Below are 16,627 nucleotides of genomic sequence, written 5' to 3' on the forward strand. Positions count from 1 at the left end.
CGACCGTGCCCTCACTCAATCGCGTGCCGCCCGCTGCCGCGATCCGGTCCATCAGACTCCCACGTCACGCCGGTCGAAGGCGAGGATCGCGGTGAGCAGCAGCACGACGGCCGCCCCGGCCAGCACGAGGTAGTCCCCCACCGGGAACCCCTCGTAGACGGGCCGGCCGTCCAGGTAGTAGTGGAACGGCGACACCCAGCGCAGCCAGGAGATCCAGTCCACGCCCTTGCCCATGGTCTCCACGATGTAGCCGCCGACCGCGACCACTCCGACGACCGCCGTCGCCACTCCCTTGCGCCCGGTGGCCGCGCCGACCGCCAGAGACAGCACGCCGAAGAGCAGCGCGAGCAGGAAGACGCCGGTGTGCGCGGCGAGGATCCGGTCGGCGGGGACGCCCATGTCGGAGGAGATCGACAGCAGCCAGACGAGCAGGAAGGTCGCCGCCGCGACGGCGAGCAGGCCGAGGGCCAGGGCCGTGAACCGCTCGAAGACCAGTCTCCTGCGGTCGATCGGGAGCGTGACGGTCAGTTCCAGCGTGCCCGCCTCCTCCGGCTGGGCGATCGCCCGGTTGCCGAGGATCATCGCGCACACCACGAACAGCATCGGCCCGAACAGCTGGTAGACCACGCCGCTCAGGTAGCCGGCCCCGGAGGTGAAGTCCTCCAGGCCGCCCATGAAGTCGCGCAGCGCTCCCGGATACTTCGCCAGCGCCTGAGCGCCGTAGATCTCCTTGTTCTCGGAGATGTTCGGGTAGAGCGACAGGTAGAGGGTGAAGAACGCCCCGATGCCGATCGCCCAGCGGATCAGCGACCTGCGGTAGTCACGCAGGCTCTTGGACACCAGTGCGGGCATGACGCCCCTCCTGCTCTTCGTTCTCGCTGTAGTAGGTGAGGAAGATCTCTTCCAGGTCGGGCTCGGCGCTGACCAGGTGCACCACGGTGAACCGCGCCGCCGCCTTGACCAGGGCGTCCGGGCGGCCGTCGATCGTGCAGCGCACGGCCGCCCCCTCGACCCGCAGGTCCCGCACGCCGGGCAGGTCCTCGAACGCCTCACGGGGCACCGGCGCGTCGAAGTGCAGCTCGACCCGGCGCACCGCCTTCTCCCGCAGGGCCGCGACGTCCTCGACCGCGACCAGCCGGCCGCTCCGGACGATGCCGACCCGGTCGGAGACGTGCTCCACCTCGGCCAGCACGTGGGAGGACATCAGCACGGTCCGCCCACCGGCCCGCACCTCGCGGACCATGGCCAGGAACTCCTGCTGGACCAGCGGGTCCAGGCCGCCGGTCGGCTCGTCCAGGATCAGGAACTCCGGCTCGTGCATGAACGCCTGGATCAGCCCGACCTTCTGCTTGTTGCCCTTGGAGAGTTTGCCCATGTGCACCGACAGGTCGGCGTCCAGCCGCTCGGCGAGCGCCGTGATCCTGTCCCTGGGCACGCCTCCCCGGGCCCGTCCCAGGAAGTCGAGGTAGTCGATCGCCTTCTCCCGGCCCTCCAGGGCCAGTTCCCCGGGCAGGTAGCCGATCCGGCCGCGCACGGCCGGGTCGCGGGGGTCCATGCCCAGCACGCTCATCCGGCCCCGGGTGGGGCGGATGACGTCGAGCAGGAGCCGGATGGTCGTCGTCTTGCCCGCGCCGTTCGGGCCGAGGTACCCGAACACCTCTCCGGGGCGGATCTCCAGATCGAGATCCTCGAGCCCCCGGCGCTTGCCGTAGAACTTGGTCAGTCCCTCGGTCTCAACTACCGCTGTCATGCCCCCGATGGTGCTCCCGCACCGATCACCCGGGCCATGCCCCGATCACGACACTTGCCCGCCCGTTCGCTTCCCGCTTCCGGAAGCCACCCATCCCCGGCAGCCCGGCGTTTCCGGCACGACGAGCCGGATCTCGTCCCCTCGGGACCGAGGGGAGCCGTACGACCGACTTCCCGTCCACCTTCCGACCTAGCTGCTAAATTAGCAGTTGCTAGCAGCTAATTAGCTGCTAGCAACTGCTAAATTTATAGGTGCCGCATGAAGAAGCCTCGTCAGCCACCGGCCTGGACAGACCGTCTTCGTCCGGAGTCCCTGCCGCTCATCCTCGGGATGCAGAGCACACTCAGCCCGGCCGACCGATACCTCCCCTGGGACGAGCTGCGCTGGCGCATCCCACCGGAGGGCCTCGGCCACGAAGACTGGTGGGCTGCGGTCAAACTGGCACGCGCCGGCATGCGCCGCGACCTTCCCCTGACGGACGTCACGGGCCGATCCTTCGGCTACGCACTTCCCGATGAGGTCCTCCGGGGCGTCGAGACGGTGAACAGGCATCTGAGCGGGCAGATCGGAGCCTCAGCGCTGGTGACCAACGAAAACACCAGAGACCGCTACATCGTGAGCTCGCTCATCGAGGAGGCGATCACCTCCAGCCAACTCGAAGGCGCGGCCACCACCCGTCAGGTGGCCAAAGAAATGCTGCGCACCGGCCGGAAACCGCGGACGCACGACGAGCGCATGATCGTCAACAACTTCCATGCCATGCGCCGGATCGGCGAGCTGCGCCACACCCCCCTCAGTCCCGGACTCGTCTGCGAAATCCACCGGACCGTCACCGCGGATACCCTGGCGAACCCGGCCTCGGCCGGACGCTTCCAACTCCCTGGCGAGCAACGCGTGCTCGTCTCGGACAACTACGGTGACGTCCTCCACACCCCGCCTCCCGCAGAGGAGCTCCCAGAACGACTGGCGCGGCTCTGCGACTTCGCGAACGCGGTCTCGGAGACCACGTACGTCCCACCGGTCATCCGCGCGATCATCGTGCACTTCATGCTGGCCTACGACCACCCCTTCGAGGACGGCAACGGCCGTACGGCACGCGCTCTCTTCTACTGGTCGATGCTCAACCAGGGCTACTGGCTCACCGAGTTCCTCTCGATCTCCCGCCTGCTCAAACCCGCGCCCGCCCGCCACGGCCGGAGCTTCCTGCACAGCGAGTACGACGAAGGCGACCTCACCTACTTCATCATCTTCCAGCTGGAGATCCTGCAGCGGGCCATCGAGGACCTTCACACCTACCTTGACCGCAAAGCCGCCGAAACGCAGGAGATGTATCAGGCACTCTCCGGGAAGGCGAGCGAGCTCAACCACCGGCAGGTGGCCGTACTCCAGCACGCCATCAAACACCCCGGCGCTCTCTACACCGTGACCTCCCACGCCACCAGTCACAATGTGACCCCGCAGACCGCCCGCACCGACCTGCGCGGCCTGGAGGATCGCGGTCTGCTCATCCGGTCGCCGCATGGCCGTGGTCACGCGTGGAGCCCCGCCCCGGACCTGTGCAGACGCCTGAGCGACTGAGCGCCACGCCTCTGGACGAGCAGGTCTCCGACCCGGGAAACCGTGTCCCGCCCGGAGCGGCACAGCTTCCCGGATCGCGGAGGTCTCCGGGGCCTACCAGTCCTGGGAGAGGCCGGACATGCGGCGGAGGTATTCGTCCTCGTCGATCTCACCGGCCGCGTAGCGGCGCTTGAGGATCTCGCGGGGGTCGTCGGGGTCCGGGAGCTGTCCGCGCTTGCGGGAGGTGTGGACCACGAGTGCGACACCGAGGATCACCGCGGCGAGCACGGCGATGACGAGGAGGACCAGGAGCATCCGGGTGATCATCGTTCACCGTCCATACCCCCATTCTGCGAAAAATCGGGAGCCCCGTGCAGGGGTCCGCCCGGCGGCAGAACCGGAAGGTCTCGCGGGGCGCCGCTCTCCAGGAGGCGGAGCAGGGCGGCGGTGTCGACGTTCCGTTCGATCAGGTCGCCCAGGGCGTCCAGGCGCTCCTCGCGCAGCGCGGCGAAGCAGGTGTCCGGCGCGGGGGTGAAGTCGCGGCCGGAGGCGGCGGCCACCTCGCGCAGGAACGCGCGGCGGAAGTCGTCGTTCTCCAGGGCCCCGTGCCAGGTGGTCCCCCAGACGGTCCCGACCTGGCAGCCGTCCAGGAAGGGGGTGCCGCCCTCGGCGGTCACCACCCCGTGGTGGATCTCGTAGGCGGCGACGCGGCAGCCGTACGCGACGCCGACCGGGCGGCCCAGCGTCTTGTCCGGGGCGAAGCGCACCGTGGCGGGCAGCAGCCCGAGCCCCTCGACCCGCCCGGCCCCCGACTCGACGTCGTCGTCGATGGTGCGGGCGAGCATCTGGTAGCCGCCGCAGACGCCCAGCACGACCCGGCCGGGCAGGGCCTCGGCCAGGCCGGTGGCGCGCAGCCAGGCCAGGTCGGCGACCGTGGCGCGCGAGCCGGGCAGGACCACCAGGTCGGCGTCGTCCAGCTCGGCCGGGGAGGTCACGAACCGCACGACCACGCCGGGCTCGGAGGCGAGGGCGTCGACGTCGGTGAAGTTGGAGATGCGCGGCAGCCTGACCACCGCCACGCGCAGGGTCTGCCGGCCGTACGGCGTGCGCGCCGGGGCGGCGGGCCGGTTGTCCAGGGCGAGGGAGTCCTCGACGTCGAGCCAGAGGCCGTCCAGCCAGGGCAGCACGCCGTACACCTCGCGGCCGGTCAGGTTCCTGATCATGTCGAGGCCCGGTTCGAGGAGCTCCCGGGCGCCGCGGAACTTGTTGATCACGAACCCGGCGATCAGCGCCTGGTCGGCGGGCTCCAGCAGGGCCACCGTCCCGTACAGCGAGGCGAAGACCCCGCCCCGGTCGATGTCGCCGACCACGACGACGGGCAGGTCCGCGGCGCGCGCCAGGCCCATGTTGGCGATGTCGCCCCGGCGCAGGTTGATCTCCGCGGGGCTGCCCGCGCCCTCGCAGACCACCACGTCGTAGCGGTCCCGCAGCCGCTCCAGCGCGCCGGCGGCGATCTCGCGCAGGTGCTCCTTGACCTGCCAGTACTCCATCGCGTCGACGTCGGCCAGCGGCCTGCCCATGACCACGACCTGGCTGCGCCGGTCGCTGCCCGGCTTGAGCAGGATCGGGTTCATGTCGGCGCTCGGCTCCAGCCCGCAGGCGGCGGCCTGCATCGCCTGGGCCCGGCCGATCTCGGCGCCGTCGGCGGTGACGAAGGAGTTGAGCGACATGTTCTGCGCCTTGTACGGCGCGACCTTCACCCCCCGCCGGGCCAGCCAGCGGCAGATCCCCGCGGTGACGACGCTCTTGCCCGCGTCGGAGGTGGTCCCGGCGACCAGCAGCGATCCCCTCATGCCCGGCCCCTGCCCACGCGGAGGGCGGTGAGGACGGCGAGACCCGCGGCGGCGAGACCCACCGCGCGGGCCAGCCGTACCGAGCGGCGGATGTCCCGCACCTCCGGTTTGCGCCCGTCGCCCATCTCCGGCCGGTGCTCGACCCGGCCGCCGTAGACGTTCGTCCCGCCGAGCGTGACGTCCAGCGCCCCGGCGAACGCCGCCTCGCACCGGCCCGCGTTGGGGCTGGGGTGCCGGTGACCGTCCCGGCGCAGCACGGCCGCCGCCCGCCCGGCCGAGCCGCCCGCGAGCGGGGCGGCCAGGACCGTGAGCAGCCCGGTGATCCGGGCCGGTACGGCGTTGGCCACGTCGTCGAGCCGGGCGGCGGCCCAGCCGAAGCGCCCGTAGCGGGCGTTCCGGTGGCCGATCATCGCGTCCAGCGTGTTGACCGCCCGGTAGGCCAGCAGCCCCGGCACCCCGGCCACCGCCCCCCACACCAGCGGGGCCACCACGGCGTCGGAGGTGTTCTCCGCGATCGACTCGACGGTGGCCCTGGCCAGTTCGGCCTCCTGCAGCTCGGACGGGTCCCGCCCGCACAGGTGGGACAGCCGCCCGCGCGCCCCGGCCAGGTCCCCGGCCTCCAGGAAGGCCGCCATGGCGGCGCCCTCGCGCCCGAGGGTCGTCCCGCCGAGCACCGACCAGGTCGCCGCGGCGCTCACCGCGCCCCGGGCCAGCGGGTTGCGCCCCCGGGTGGCCGCGACGCCGAGCAGGGCCGCGGAGCCGACGCAGATCGCGACGTGGGCGGCGCCGTTGGCGCGGGCGTCGCCGTACAGCCGCTTCTCCAGCGCGGCGGCGGCCCGGCCGAACAGCGCGACGGGATGTCCCCGGCGCGGGTCGGCGAAGATCGCGTCGAGGGCGACCCCGGCGAGCATTCCGAGCGCGTCGGCGGCACCCGGGGAGACCCCCGGAGAGATCGCGGGGGACACCCCGGGAGAGATCGCGGGAGAGATCACCGTTGAGGGCGTTCCTCCGTGGGGGACTCTCCTCGACCAGGCTTTCCGCGACCAAGCTTTCCTAGACCAAATGGGCATGAAGTTCATCATGGTGGGTGTCGAGCCACGCTCCGGCCCGGCGGATGCGCGTGCCCGCCCCCTCGGCCCACATGCGGGCCCAGCCGCCCCCGGTGGCCGCCCTGGCGCGCATGGCGACGTAGGAGCGGCTGAAGCGCAGGCGGGCCAGATCGAGCAGGCGGCGCCGGTCGCGGGGGCGCAGGCCGTACGCGTCGCAGAACAGGCGCAGGCGCGGGCCGGGCTCCAGCTCGCGCTGGACCGGGTCCAGGTCCACCGGGTCGGCGAGCGGGGCCCAGTGGCGCAACGTGGTCACCACGTCGAAGAGCCGGGTCGTCGGCCGGGCCAGGTCGAAGTCGATCAGCGCGTACGGCAGGCCGTCCCGGAAGACCACGTTGTCGAGGTTGACGTCGCAGTGGCCGACCAGCTCGGGCGCCAGGTCGTCGTTGGAGCCGTTCTCCCAGACCGCGTGGCGGGGCGGGCGGAAGGTCGCGGCGGCGTCGTGGAAGCGCCGCAGCAGCCCCGCGAGGGCGGCCAGGGCCTCGTCGGTCACCGCGTACGGCGGCAGCGGGCGCAGGCCCGACTCCCCCTCCAGATAGGTCAGGATCTCCCGGCCCCGCTCGTCGATGCCCACTACTCGGGGGGCGCCCTCGAAGCCCGCCGCCTCCAGGTGGCGGAGCAGCGCGTGGACGGACGGCGTGGACGGACGGGTCGGCCTGCGCACGGTGTCGCCCACGCGCACCACCCCGTCCGTCACGTCACCGCCCAGCAAGGGGATCTCCTCGTGGAGCGTGGTGACGAACATGCCACGTGAGCCTAAACCGATCCGCCCGGTGGTCGGGACCGTTTCGGGCGGACCGGTTCACCCTTTATGAGATCTATTACATGAATTACACGGATTTCTGGTACACGCTGACGGCCCAGACGCCCAGACGCCCAGACGCCCAGACGCCCAGACGCCCAGACGCCCAGACGCTCAGTCGCGCGGCCCCGGGCCGGCCGGATCGCGGACCGGCTCTCCCGGGAGGAGCGGATCGAGACCGGCGGCGCACCGCTCGTGCCAGACCCGCCAGTGGTCCAGGCCGTCGAACGTGCCCTCGCGGAGCTCGCCGATCAGCGCGTTCACCCAGTCGCGTTCGGCCCGCCGGAGCATCATCGTGTACTCCCACTCGACGAGGACCAGCCGGGGCAGCCCCTGCTTGGCCGTGAACTCCTCCAGCGCCCCCTCCATGTGGAGGTTCTCCTCCAGCCGGAGCACACGCTCCTCCAGCAGCCGGATCGCCTCCTCGGGCGGAAGCACGGCGAGCAGGGACAGCCCCGCCTCGAAGGAGGTGTACTCCCTCGTCGGCGTGCTGATCAGCTCGCTGAGCCAGTCGAACAGCTCCAGCCTGCCCGGCTCGGTGATCGCGTACACCGTCCGCTCGGGCCGCCTGCCCTCGCGGATGACCTCCGCCACCTCGATCAGGCCGCGCTTCACCAGGCTCTCCACGACCGAGTACAGCGAGCCGTAGTTGAGCTTGATGCTCTCCTGCTTGCGCCGGGCGCGCATGGTGGAGGCCATCTCGTACGGATGCATCGGCCGCTCGAACAGGAGCGCCAGCACCGCCAGCGCCAAGGGGTTGCCGCGCCCGCGCGTCATGAGCCGCCTCCTGTCGGATATCCGAATCCGAGTGTTCGGCTAAATGAGATGCATCGCAAGGCCCGGCCGGGAAACCCTCGCGGAGAAGCGGAGGGCGGCGGGGCGGCGAGGTGGCGGAACGGTCGGGTCGCAGGGCGAGGCGGCGGAACGGTCGGCCACGGGGCGGGATGTGTCGCTGGGCGGGAGAACGATGATCAGGTGGCTTCCAGGGTGATGCTGGTACCCCCGGCACCGGTGCGCATGGTGAAGCGCCTGACGCCGCGCCGGGCGAGCCAGAGCCCGCGGCCGTTGGCGCTCTCCACCGGCGCGGCCCGGTTGCCGGCCGAGACGGACAGGCCGGGTCCCCGATCGGTGACCTCGCAGTAGATCCGGTCACCGGCGCGCCAGAGCCTCAGCCGTCCGGTCCCGCCGCCGTGCCGCACCGCGTTGGTGGTGATCTCGTTGATCGCGACGACGAAGCGGTACAGCGTCAGGCCGGTCAGACCGTGCTGCTCGGCGCAGTGTTCCACCTCGTGCCGGACGGCGACCAGCGTGTCCAGGTCGAAGTCGCGGACCAGCAGGTCCACGTGGTCGTCGGCGGGCGGATCCTGGCAGTCGTCGTCAAGGTCGGAGCCGGGACCGGTCCCGTCGACCGGGGCGTGACCGGGACCGGGCCCCCGCTCGGCCTCGTCCTCGGGCCCGGAATCAGACCCGGCCTCGGTCACGGGATCAGCCTCGACCCCGGAATCAGACCCGGCCTCGGTCACGGGATCAGCCCCGGACCCGGACCCGGACCCGAGCTCGGTCTCGGCCTTGGGGGCGGGATCGGAAGATTCAGCCATCGTCGCCTCCCGGGTCGGACGCGACGGGCAACGGGCGGACGGCGAGAATACAGGCGTCGTCGTCGGGGTTCGCATGGCGCAGCTGCGCCAGGAGCTCGGCGAGGGGTTGCTGGTTCCGCTCGCCGGAGAGACGGTTGAGCGTCACCAGGACCGGGGCCAGCCCCTCCTCCAAGGTGCGGTCGCGGTGCTCGATGAGCCCGTCGGTGTAGAACAGCAGCAGGTCGCCGGGGACGACGGTGGCGGCGGCGGTGCCGTAGCGGACTTCGGGGAACGCGCCCAGCAGCGCCCCCTCCGGCCGGTCCAGCTCGGTGGTGACGCCGGCGCGGGCGCGCAGCGGGGCCGGATGCCCCGCCTGGGCCCACACCAGCGTGCCGGTGGGCGGGTCGTAACGGGCCACCACCGCGGTCGCGGTCAGGGGCATCAGATCGGCCGCCGAGCGGCCGGCGTAGAGCAGCTGGTTGAGATGCGTCAGAAGCGCGGCGGGGTCGCTGGTGGTGGTCACGGACAGCGCGGCCAGGGCGTGGCGCAGCTGGGCCATGACCGCGGCGGCCTGCAGCCCGTGCCCGGCGACGTCGCCGACGGCGAGCACCACGCTGCCGTCGTCGGCGGCCGCCGCGTGGTACCAGTCCCCGCCGACCCGGCTGGCCGTCTCGGCGGGCAGGTAGCGCACCGCGGCCCGCAGCCCCGGAAGATCGAACGGGGCCGCCGGGATGGGCAGCACGATCTGCTGCAGTTGCACGGTGAGCCGGTGCTCGGCGGCCAGGCTCCGCTGATGCTCGCGCAGTTGCTGCTCGACCTCGGCGAGCCTGACGCGGCTGGTCTCGCGGGCGGTGACGTCCTGGACGATCCCGTAGACCTTGACCGGCCTGCCGTCCGTGTCGCGCACGGCGTCCACGATGGTGCGGATGTGCTTGATCCGGTCGCCGACGCGGATCCGGTAGCTCACGTCGACGGTCTCCCCGCGACCGAAGATCTCGACCGCCTGCTGCCGCAGGGGGATGTCCTCGGGCACCGTGAGCGCGTCGCTCTCCTCGCTGGGCAGCGGCCCCTCAGCCGGGTCGCGTTCGTAGATGCGGTACAGCCCCTCGGACCAGACGATCTTCCCGGTGAGCAGGTCCCATTCGCCCCAGCCGAGGTTGCCCAGCTGCTCGGTCTGGGCGATGCGCTCGGCGAGGCGGTCCTCCTCGTCGTGGCGGACCCAGCTGTTGAGCAGCCCCAGGCCGACCGGCCGTACCCGGACGGTGAGGGTCACGTCCACCGGCGCGCGTTCGGCGGGGCTGGCGTAGGGGACCGGCCCGACCTCCCGTGACAGACCGTCGGCGATCGACTCCCCCCACGCCTCCCATATCGGTCCGTTCACGAGGGTGGGGTAGGTCTCGCTCACCCTCCGCCCCACGATCTGCGTGCCGCGGCGCCCGGACAGGTCCACCACCGACGGGCTCGCGGCCGCGAATGTGTAGTCCTCGATCCGCCCGTTCCGGTCCCGCACCGGCATCAGCACGATGTGCCTGCCCGGTACGGCGTCGAGCACCTGCTGCACGATGTCCGCCCACCCGCTCACCACGGACGGCACACCGGACGGAGCAGCCGGTCCGGAGGAGGGGAAGGAGCCGGGGGACGACCGGCGGCCGGCGGGGGGCGGGGGGCGCAGGGCCGTCTCCGTCAGGGAGCCCAGCCGATCCGGTTTCTGCGGCGTACAGTCCTCCAGGGCCTCCAGCACGTCGGCGGCGGTCTCCCCCGGGTCGTCTCCCCGCTCGGCCGCCAGCCGCAGCAGGTGGGCATGGGCCTCGTCCACCCGGCACCCGGTCCGCCCGGCGAGCAGCCCGGCGGCCCGCCCGAGCACGACCTCGGGATCGACGCGGGCCCGCTCGACCTTGGCGTCGATGTCAGCCAGGCGGCTCAGATAGTCCCGATGTGGCTCCATCAGCCGCTCCAGTCATCTCCCTTGACCACTGTCAACGTCCTGCGCCCGCCCGCCCGCCCGCCCGCCCGCCTGCCCGCCGTGACGGGCACGGCCCACGTCCGCCCCGCCGGCGCGGCTCAGGTGAGCCCGAACGCCGCCAGCAGCCCGGCCGTGCGCAGCTGGTCGTAAACCCTCGCGGTGGGACGCTCCACCTGGAAGGCCGCGTTCACCTCCCAAGCCGCTCTCATCACCTCGACGAGCACCCCGATGCCGGAGGAGTCCAGGAAGGCCACCTCGGCCATCTCCACCCGCACCGCCGACGGACGCTGCTCGATCACCGCGTCGCAGATCACCTTCCTCACCCACGCCGACTTGGTGAAATCGATCTCACCGCGCAGCACCACGTGCAGCGTGCCGTCGGACACCGGGTTGACCGACACCGCGTCCATGGGAGTTCCCTTCCCTGCCGATCGAGACGGGGCCCGGTGTCACCCCGTTCTACGGGTTCGCTCGATCGAGCACAGTCGGCACAATGTTCCAGGCGAAGAAGCTCCCTCATTGTCCCGAAGGAACCGTCCGTTGTCAGGCGGCGGGCTCACAACCCGTCGGCGGAATGCCGTACCGCCGCCTTCATCTCCCCCGCGCCCGCTCGTCGGCGCGCTCCGGTGCGGCGGCGCGCCGTCTCCACGCTCTTCCAGCCGACGACCCGCATCAGGCTCAGCGGATCGCCGCCCGCCTCCAGGAGTCGTCCGCCATGGTGCGGCGGAACCGGTGCGGATGCAGCCGCCCCGCGATCCCGGCCTCCCGGCCGCGCCGTTCCAGCATCTGCTGGATGCCGGTGACGGTCAGCCGCCGCTCTCCCCCCTCAGCGGTGATGCCGCGCACCGGCAGCCACAACCAGGGCGAGGCGGCGTGCGGGTGCCGGACGCGCGAGCGCAGATAACGGTCGATCGCCGCGGCGGTCCCGCTGCCGATCGGCGCCAGGTGCACGTCCCCGTCCCTGAGGGTGGTCCTCAGCGTCCGGCGGGCCAGCCACACATCGTTGACCTGCTCGTCGTCGGGGCTGTAGCGGAGCCCGGCCAGGCCGGACACACGCATGCCGTTGTCCATGAGGATGCGGATGATCGCGGTGTCCCGGCGGTCCACCCACGTGCTGCCGGAGCAGGTCTCCAGCAGTGCCCCGAGTTCCCGTTCGGTCAGCGGATCGGCCGGGCGGGAGACGGCCCTGGGCGGATCGACGCCGCCCATCGGGGTCGCGGCGGCCCGTTCCCCCTCCGCGATCAGCCAGTTGAAGAACACCCGCAGGTTGCGGAAGTGCTTGTGCGCGTTGCCCGCGCTGGTCGCCTCCAGGCTGGCGGCGAGGAACGCCTGGACGTTCCGGGAGTCGACCGTCTCGACGTCGGCCGCCGACTCATGCTCGGCGAGAAACGAGATCAGGGCGCGTACGCTGTCGAGGTAGCTGCGGACCGTTCCCGGCGACTTGCCCGCCGCCTGGAGGGACAGCTCCCAAGAGACGATCATGTCGACGAGGAGGGGCGAGGCCGGGACCTGTCTTCGGGATCGCGCCATGACCCCCTCCAAATCCGATACTGTTCGACCGGTGTGCTGTTATGCTACCGTCTCACATAGCCAGTTAAAATGCTGGTCAGGCAGTAAATTCAAGCGCCCTTAGCTCAGCTGGATAGAGCACCGGACTTCTAATCCGACGGTCGCAGGTTCGAATCCTGCAGGGCGCGCCTCTCAGACCAGGCCATTCATGCTGTGACCTGGTCTTTTCATGCCACCGCTCCCCTCCCCTGCAGCCGGATGCAGCCGCATGTCACTGTTGGCGGAACATACGCGGAATGCTCTTGGCCACATTCGCCCAGGTGAATCGGGGAGTTTCAGAGGTTCGCTCGGTGATTGGGGCCGGGAGCGCCGGAGGGCCCCGGCTGCGAACCGGGGCCCTTCGTGCCCAACCCGGATTACCGTGCTACGCCTCACCACCGGCCCTCATACGGAGGTGCCTGTTCGCCGCCTTAACGATCTTCGCGGCTTGTTCACGAAGCTCGTCGTCGGTCGGCGGCTCTTTACGACGCCATGTCTGCCAATCCTCTATGAGGATCATGAACTCCGTGATCTCACTCGGATGCCCGCATTCACCCATCGACTCCCAGATCAGAAAGCTCGCGCCCTGCGAGATGGGCAGCGAACCTTCCACGATGCCCTGCGCCACCTCGCGGGCGACGACCAGGGATCGCCCTGAACATCGATGGGCGGGAAACCAGCGTCAGCCAGCACTTGGCGAACCAGCGCCTCCACCTCGGACATCGGTCCGATGGAAAGCGTCTGCTCGATCGGAGCCTGAACCGCAGGAGTATCGAGACCCGCCTCCAGCAGATCGCAAGCCACCCAACCGGCCTCCGGCACGGTCCCCTGCAAGCGTCGTTCCCAGAGGAGATCACCCTTAGCGCGGCCAGACGCCCCCTCAGCTCAGCTGAGAATTCCACTCCATCAGTATCCCTGGCCTGGCCATTTATGCTACGAGCGCTCCTTCTATCCCCTACCACCGCATGGCGCAGGTCGTACGGCCGGGCCGCCAGTGGCGAGGTGACCTGTTCGGGTGTGAAGGAATAGGTTCGAACCTCCTTCCAAGCCTTGGCGTAGGCGGATCCGGAGATCAGCCCGCCCGTACGGGTTCGGAACGACCTGCCGTCCGGACCGACATCGAACATGGCCGCCAGCATCGGTCCGCGCGAGCGTCCCACGTACGTCTCAATCCCTGAACAGTTGCCACACGCCCGGGTCAGCCGGATCTACCAGCAGCACCCGCCGGTCCTCGACAGTTGTCCCCTCCACAACCACGTCAGGCAACGCCCCGTTGACCTCAGAGTCGAAAAGGACCTTCACGTCATCCCATAGCAGGTCAGACACAGCACTCATCACCCCTGAAGAACGGATCTCCGGCGGGGACTCCGGAATGATCGCCGCGCGGTGGGCGGGACCGTAGGTGACTGGGGTGAAGTCCGCACACTTCCCATGCCGAGAGCGCGGATTCGATTCCCGTCACCCGCTTCACACATCGAGGCCCAGGTCGGAGATGGATTCCCGGCCTGTGTCCTAGTCATTTCCAGGACTTTTCGCAGTCCTAACCGGAACGCTTACGTGGTGGTCGGCGGCGTGGAGATGACTCCGGACAGGTAAGCGGACCCCTCCAGGATCTGGGGGGTCAGCTTGATTCCGGTGAGGCGCTCGATCAGGACAAGCCCCGGCCCTCGGTAGAGCTCATACTTGTCCTCCCCATAGTCGTGATCGATCTGCTGCATGGTCTCCACGAGCTCGTCGGGAACCTCCTCGGAATAGCCTTCCTGGGCCCAGAAACCGAACCGGACCTCCCCGTCCTCCACCCAGCGGAAGTCCTCCAGCCCCTTGATGTCGAGGCGGTAGAGGAAAACCAGGCGGGTGCCCGCCGACAACGGCACGATGAACTTGTCATCGGCGCCGAGCCAACTGTTGTACTGCGCGACGAACGCCCAGTCGCCGACGGCCGTGACCCCGACGAACTGAGTCTTGTAGTCGTAGGAGGCACCGGCATTGATCGAGTCATCGAGCGTCATCCGGGAGAAGTCTTCTGCCCGGCCCCCCATCCGGGCTACGAGCTGCTCTGGTGTGAGCCCGCGGACGAAGATGAAGCTGTAAGCCTCCGCGAGGCCCGAGCCGGTGAACCAGGCGTAGTCGTCAGGAGGTGTGATCATGCAGCGATCATGGCAGAACTCAGCGACACAGCCTGCCGGAGAAGCTGTCCCTCTTGCCCGATCGTGGATCGGGGGCAGGTGCTGATGAGGAAAAGGCCATGTCCATGATCGTGTGCCAGATCCGTGCCAGGACAAGCGGGGGGAATACGGTCACTCATAGGGGGCCACGGGAACTCACCCCATCCTGACCTGCCCCCGCGTGCTCCCGGCTCGGAGCAGCGAGGTCAGTCGATGATTCCCAGGCTGACAGGCGAGCATTCCACCGGTTGAGCCTGTCCCAACAGTGGTCGATCTTGACGCTGCGCCGTAGCAATGCCAGCATCCAGCGCTATGACCGCCGACTCCTCCGATCCGGACCGGCACAGTTACAGACCCGTGGCAGCCCTCCTCCTTCTCTTGAGTATGACCCTCATGGTCATGCCGGTACGCCGCCTTGTGATTGAGGTGAACGAGCACGGCCTGCGGCAGCTTCTCGTTCCGGCCCTGACCCTGATCGGTCTTCCTGCGCTCGGGGCGCTCCTCGGAGCCTTCCTGAGAGTCCGCGGACCGGGCGGCGGATTCTTCGGAATCGCATTGGGGATCTTCATCGCCAGCGTGGGCCTGATGGCGCTCCTCGCTTACTGGTTCTACTACTCGGTCACCCACATCTGAGCCCGCCCTCAACAGACGATCCACTCACCTCGTGGAAGCCATCCGAACGGACGATCATGAACTGAGTCGGACGGATCCGCACGGTCGGATGTCGCCTGGTGTGAATGACGGCGCAGCGAGGCCCGTAACGGTGCTTTCCCAGTCGGACTTCACTTGCTGTCTGCCGGGGAAGCCATTCCCCGGTGCTGACGTAGTTCTGGATCGGCCGGCCGTTCTCGGTTCTGCGCGGGGTCGGAGTTCCCGGACGATCGGGGCTCACGGTCGGGGCGGTTTCCCGGTGCTGACTTTATCTATTTTCGGTTTGTCCGGTCTCTCATGTCAGCCCGAACTGTAAGGACAGGTCAAAACACATGACGGAGGGGCGCTTAAACACAGGAACGGCCTCCGTCAGGCGTTTGAGGTTCTCTGTCTGATTAGGCGGCTCCATCGTCTCCTCCTCATGCCGCCACGCCGTGGCCCACGAGACGCCGAAGCCGGTGACGGCCGACAGCACGCGACATGAATATGCAGTCCTCGATATATTTTGCTCTGCGGCGAATACACCGAGGAGCGCTAAGGCTTCATCCACATCCGTGCCGCACCCGAACAGGTGGCCGCCCGTCTCGGCGGCGACGGATACATAATTGATACACCGGAAGGGCTCCTGAACGCGGCGGCGGGGATCGACGGGGCGAATGAAAATGGCTCAGTGTTTCTTTATCGAGACATACGGCGGCAGACATGATCCGGCGTTTTTGCGATAGTCGGAGTCATGGCTGAAACGGTGACAATAGATGCGGCAGTGAGCCTGAGAGGCTTACGTAAGACCTTCGGGGAAGTGCGGGCGGTCGACGATCTGAACCTGCGCATCGCACCGGGCGAAGTCGTCGCCCTGCTGGGGCCGAACGCGGCGGGCAAGACCACCACGATGGAGATGCTGCTCGGTCTGACCACTCCGGACAGCGGGGAGATCGAGCTGTTCGGCAGGCCCGCCCGCCGGGCCGCGGCCGACGGGCTGGTCGGTGCGATGCTCCAGTCGGGCGGTTTCCTGGGTGAGATGACCAGCCGGGAGATCGTCCAGGTGATGGCCGCGCAATACCCGAAGGCGATGAAGGTGGACGATGCCATCGCCCGGGCGGGGGTGACGAAGTACGCCAGGCTCAAATACAGCGGGCTGTCCGGCGGCCAGAAGCAGCGGACGCGGTTCGCCGCGGCCCTGGTGTGCGACCCCGACCTGCTGGTGCTGGACGAGCCGACCGTGGCGATGGACGTGCAGAGCCGCCAGGAGTTCTGGGCGGCGATGCGTGACTACACGACCGGCGGGCGCACTGTCGTGTTCGCCACCCACTACCTGGCCGAGGCTCAGGACTTCGCCGACCGCGTGGTGCTGATGCGGCACGGAAAGATCGTCGCCGACGGCTCGGTGGACGCGATCGTCGCCAAGGTCGACGGGCGCACCATCAGGGCGACGGTCGAGGGGGCCGGCGTCGAAGCGCTGGCCGCCCTGCCGGGAGTGGGCACCGCCCAGCTCCGCGGCGAGCACGTCGAGTTGCACTGCTCCGACTCCGACGCCGCGCTGCGCGCGCTGCTGGCGGAGCATCCCCACGCGCGTGACATCTCGGTGACGGCGATGTCGCTGGAGGACGCGTTCGTGGCGCTGACCGCCGACGAGCCGGCCATGGAAGAGGTGTGAC

The 16,627-nt window shown here is 69.6% G+C and carries 16 protein-coding genes and 1 tRNA gene; 4 read left to right on the forward strand and 13 right to left on the reverse strand.

From position 1 onward, the window contains the following. Window positions 1–51: 51 nt before the first annotated feature. Both Plo01_RS26185 and Plo01_RS26190 read right to left on the reverse strand, forming a co-directional pair. Complete coding sequence (locus Plo01_RS26185) at window positions 52–852, reverse strand: ABC transporter permease subunit (RefSeq protein ID WP_203893345.1); 801 nt, start codon at window positions 850–852, stop codon at window positions 52–54. After that, window positions 821–1,750, reverse strand: coding sequence for an ABC transporter ATP-binding protein (locus Plo01_RS26190; RefSeq protein WP_203893346.1), 930 nt, complete (start codon window positions 1,748–1,750; stop codon window positions 821–823). The genes Plo01_RS26185 and Plo01_RS26190 overlap by 32 nt, the downstream gene beginning before the upstream one ends. Before the next feature lie 330 nt (window positions 1,751–2,080). Here Plo01_RS26190 and Plo01_RS26195 point away from each other — a divergent pair, with 330 nt between their 5' ends. Further along, window positions 2,081–3,328 carry a Fic family protein gene (locus Plo01_RS26195; protein ID WP_203893347.1) on the forward strand — a complete coding sequence of 416 codons (1,248 nt, stop codon included), beginning with the start codon at window positions 2,081–2,083 and terminating at the stop codon, window positions 3,326–3,328. A 93-nt stretch (window positions 3,329–3,421) separates the two neighbouring features. Here Plo01_RS26195 and Plo01_RS26200 read toward each other — a convergent pair whose 3' ends face one another. From Plo01_RS26200 to Plo01_RS26240, 9 genes are all read right to left on the reverse strand, one after another. Further along, on the reverse strand, window positions 3,422–3,622 hold the full coding sequence (locus Plo01_RS26200) for an SHOCT domain-containing protein (RefSeq protein ID WP_203893348.1): 201 nt from the start codon (window positions 3,620–3,622) through the stop codon (window positions 3,422–3,424). Window positions 3,623–3,630: 8 nt separating this feature from the next. Next, a complete protein-coding gene (locus Plo01_RS26205) occupies window positions 3,631–5,160 on the reverse strand; it encodes a cobyric acid synthase (RefSeq protein WP_203893349.1) in 1,530 nt (509 codons plus the stop codon). After that, complete coding sequence (locus Plo01_RS26210) at window positions 5,157–6,071, reverse strand: cobalamin biosynthesis protein (RefSeq protein ID WP_239317110.1); 915 nt, start codon at window positions 6,069–6,071, stop codon at window positions 5,157–5,159. The genes Plo01_RS26205 and Plo01_RS26210 overlap by 4 nt, the downstream gene beginning before the upstream one ends. A 142-nt stretch (window positions 6,072–6,213) precedes the next feature. After that, complete coding sequence (locus Plo01_RS26215; protein WP_203893350.1) at window positions 6,214–7,011, reverse strand: phosphotransferase; 798 nt, start codon at window positions 7,009–7,011, stop codon at window positions 6,214–6,216. Window positions 7,012–7,182: 171 nt separating this feature from the next. Further along, window positions 7,183–7,845, reverse strand: a complete 663-nt coding sequence (locus Plo01_RS26220) for a PadR family transcriptional regulator (RefSeq protein WP_203893351.1) — start codon at window positions 7,843–7,845, stop codon at window positions 7,183–7,185. A 194-nt stretch (window positions 7,846–8,039) separates the two neighbouring features. Continuing rightward, window positions 8,040–8,666, reverse strand: a complete 627-nt coding sequence (locus Plo01_RS26225; protein WP_203893352.1) for an ATP-binding protein — start codon at window positions 8,664–8,666, stop codon at window positions 8,040–8,042. After that, on the reverse strand, window positions 8,659–10,590 hold the full coding sequence (locus Plo01_RS41085; protein WP_203893353.1) for a PP2C family protein-serine/threonine phosphatase: 1,932 nt from the start codon (window positions 10,588–10,590) through the stop codon (window positions 8,659–8,661). The genes Plo01_RS26225 and Plo01_RS41085 overlap by 8 nt, the downstream gene beginning before the upstream one ends. A gap of 116 nt (window positions 10,591–10,706) precedes the next feature. After that, complete coding sequence (locus Plo01_RS26235; protein ID WP_203893354.1) at window positions 10,707–11,018, reverse strand: STAS domain-containing protein; 312 nt, start codon at window positions 11,016–11,018, stop codon at window positions 10,707–10,709. Between the two features lie 268 nt (window positions 11,019–11,286). Further along, window positions 11,287–12,138 (reverse strand): tyrosine-type recombinase/integrase, encoded by an 852-nt coding sequence (locus Plo01_RS26240; RefSeq protein WP_203893355.1) that lies wholly within the window; start codon window positions 12,136–12,138, stop codon window positions 11,287–11,289. Between the two features lie 93 nt (window positions 12,139–12,231). Here Plo01_RS26240 and Plo01_RS26245 point away from each other — a divergent pair. Further along, a tRNA-Arg gene (locus Plo01_RS26245) sits at window positions 12,232–12,305 on the forward strand. A 236-nt stretch (window positions 12,306–12,541) separates the two neighbouring features. On the opposite strand, the gene Plo01_RS26250 is transcribed toward Plo01_RS26245, so the two are convergent. Both Plo01_RS26250 and Plo01_RS26255 read right to left on the reverse strand, forming a co-directional pair. Continuing rightward, on the reverse strand, window positions 12,542–12,769 hold the full coding sequence (locus Plo01_RS26250) for a hypothetical protein (RefSeq protein ID WP_203893356.1): 228 nt from the start codon (window positions 12,767–12,769) through the stop codon (window positions 12,542–12,544). A 940-nt stretch (window positions 12,770–13,709) separates the two neighbouring features. Beyond that, window positions 13,710–14,303 (reverse strand): DUF6461 domain-containing protein, encoded by a 594-nt coding sequence (locus Plo01_RS26255; protein ID WP_203893357.1) that lies wholly within the window; start codon window positions 14,301–14,303, stop codon window positions 13,710–13,712. A 330-nt stretch (window positions 14,304–14,633) separates the two neighbouring features. On the opposite strand from Plo01_RS26255, the gene Plo01_RS26260 reads away from it, so the two are divergent. Beyond that, window positions 14,634–14,954: a hypothetical protein gene (locus Plo01_RS26260; RefSeq protein ID WP_203893358.1), complete on the forward strand. Its 321-nt coding sequence runs from the start codon at window positions 14,634–14,636 to the stop codon at window positions 14,952–14,954. 817 nt (window positions 14,955–15,771) lie between these two features. Then, entirely contained in the window at window positions 15,772–16,626 is an 855-nt protein-coding gene (locus Plo01_RS26265; RefSeq protein WP_239317091.1) for an ABC transporter ATP-binding protein, read from the forward strand. Window position 16,627: the final 1 nt, after the last annotated feature.

The organism is Planobispora longispora (assembly GCF_016863135.1).
Lineage (GTDB): Bacteria > Actinomycetota > Actinomycetes > Streptosporangiales > Streptosporangiaceae > Planobispora > Planobispora longispora.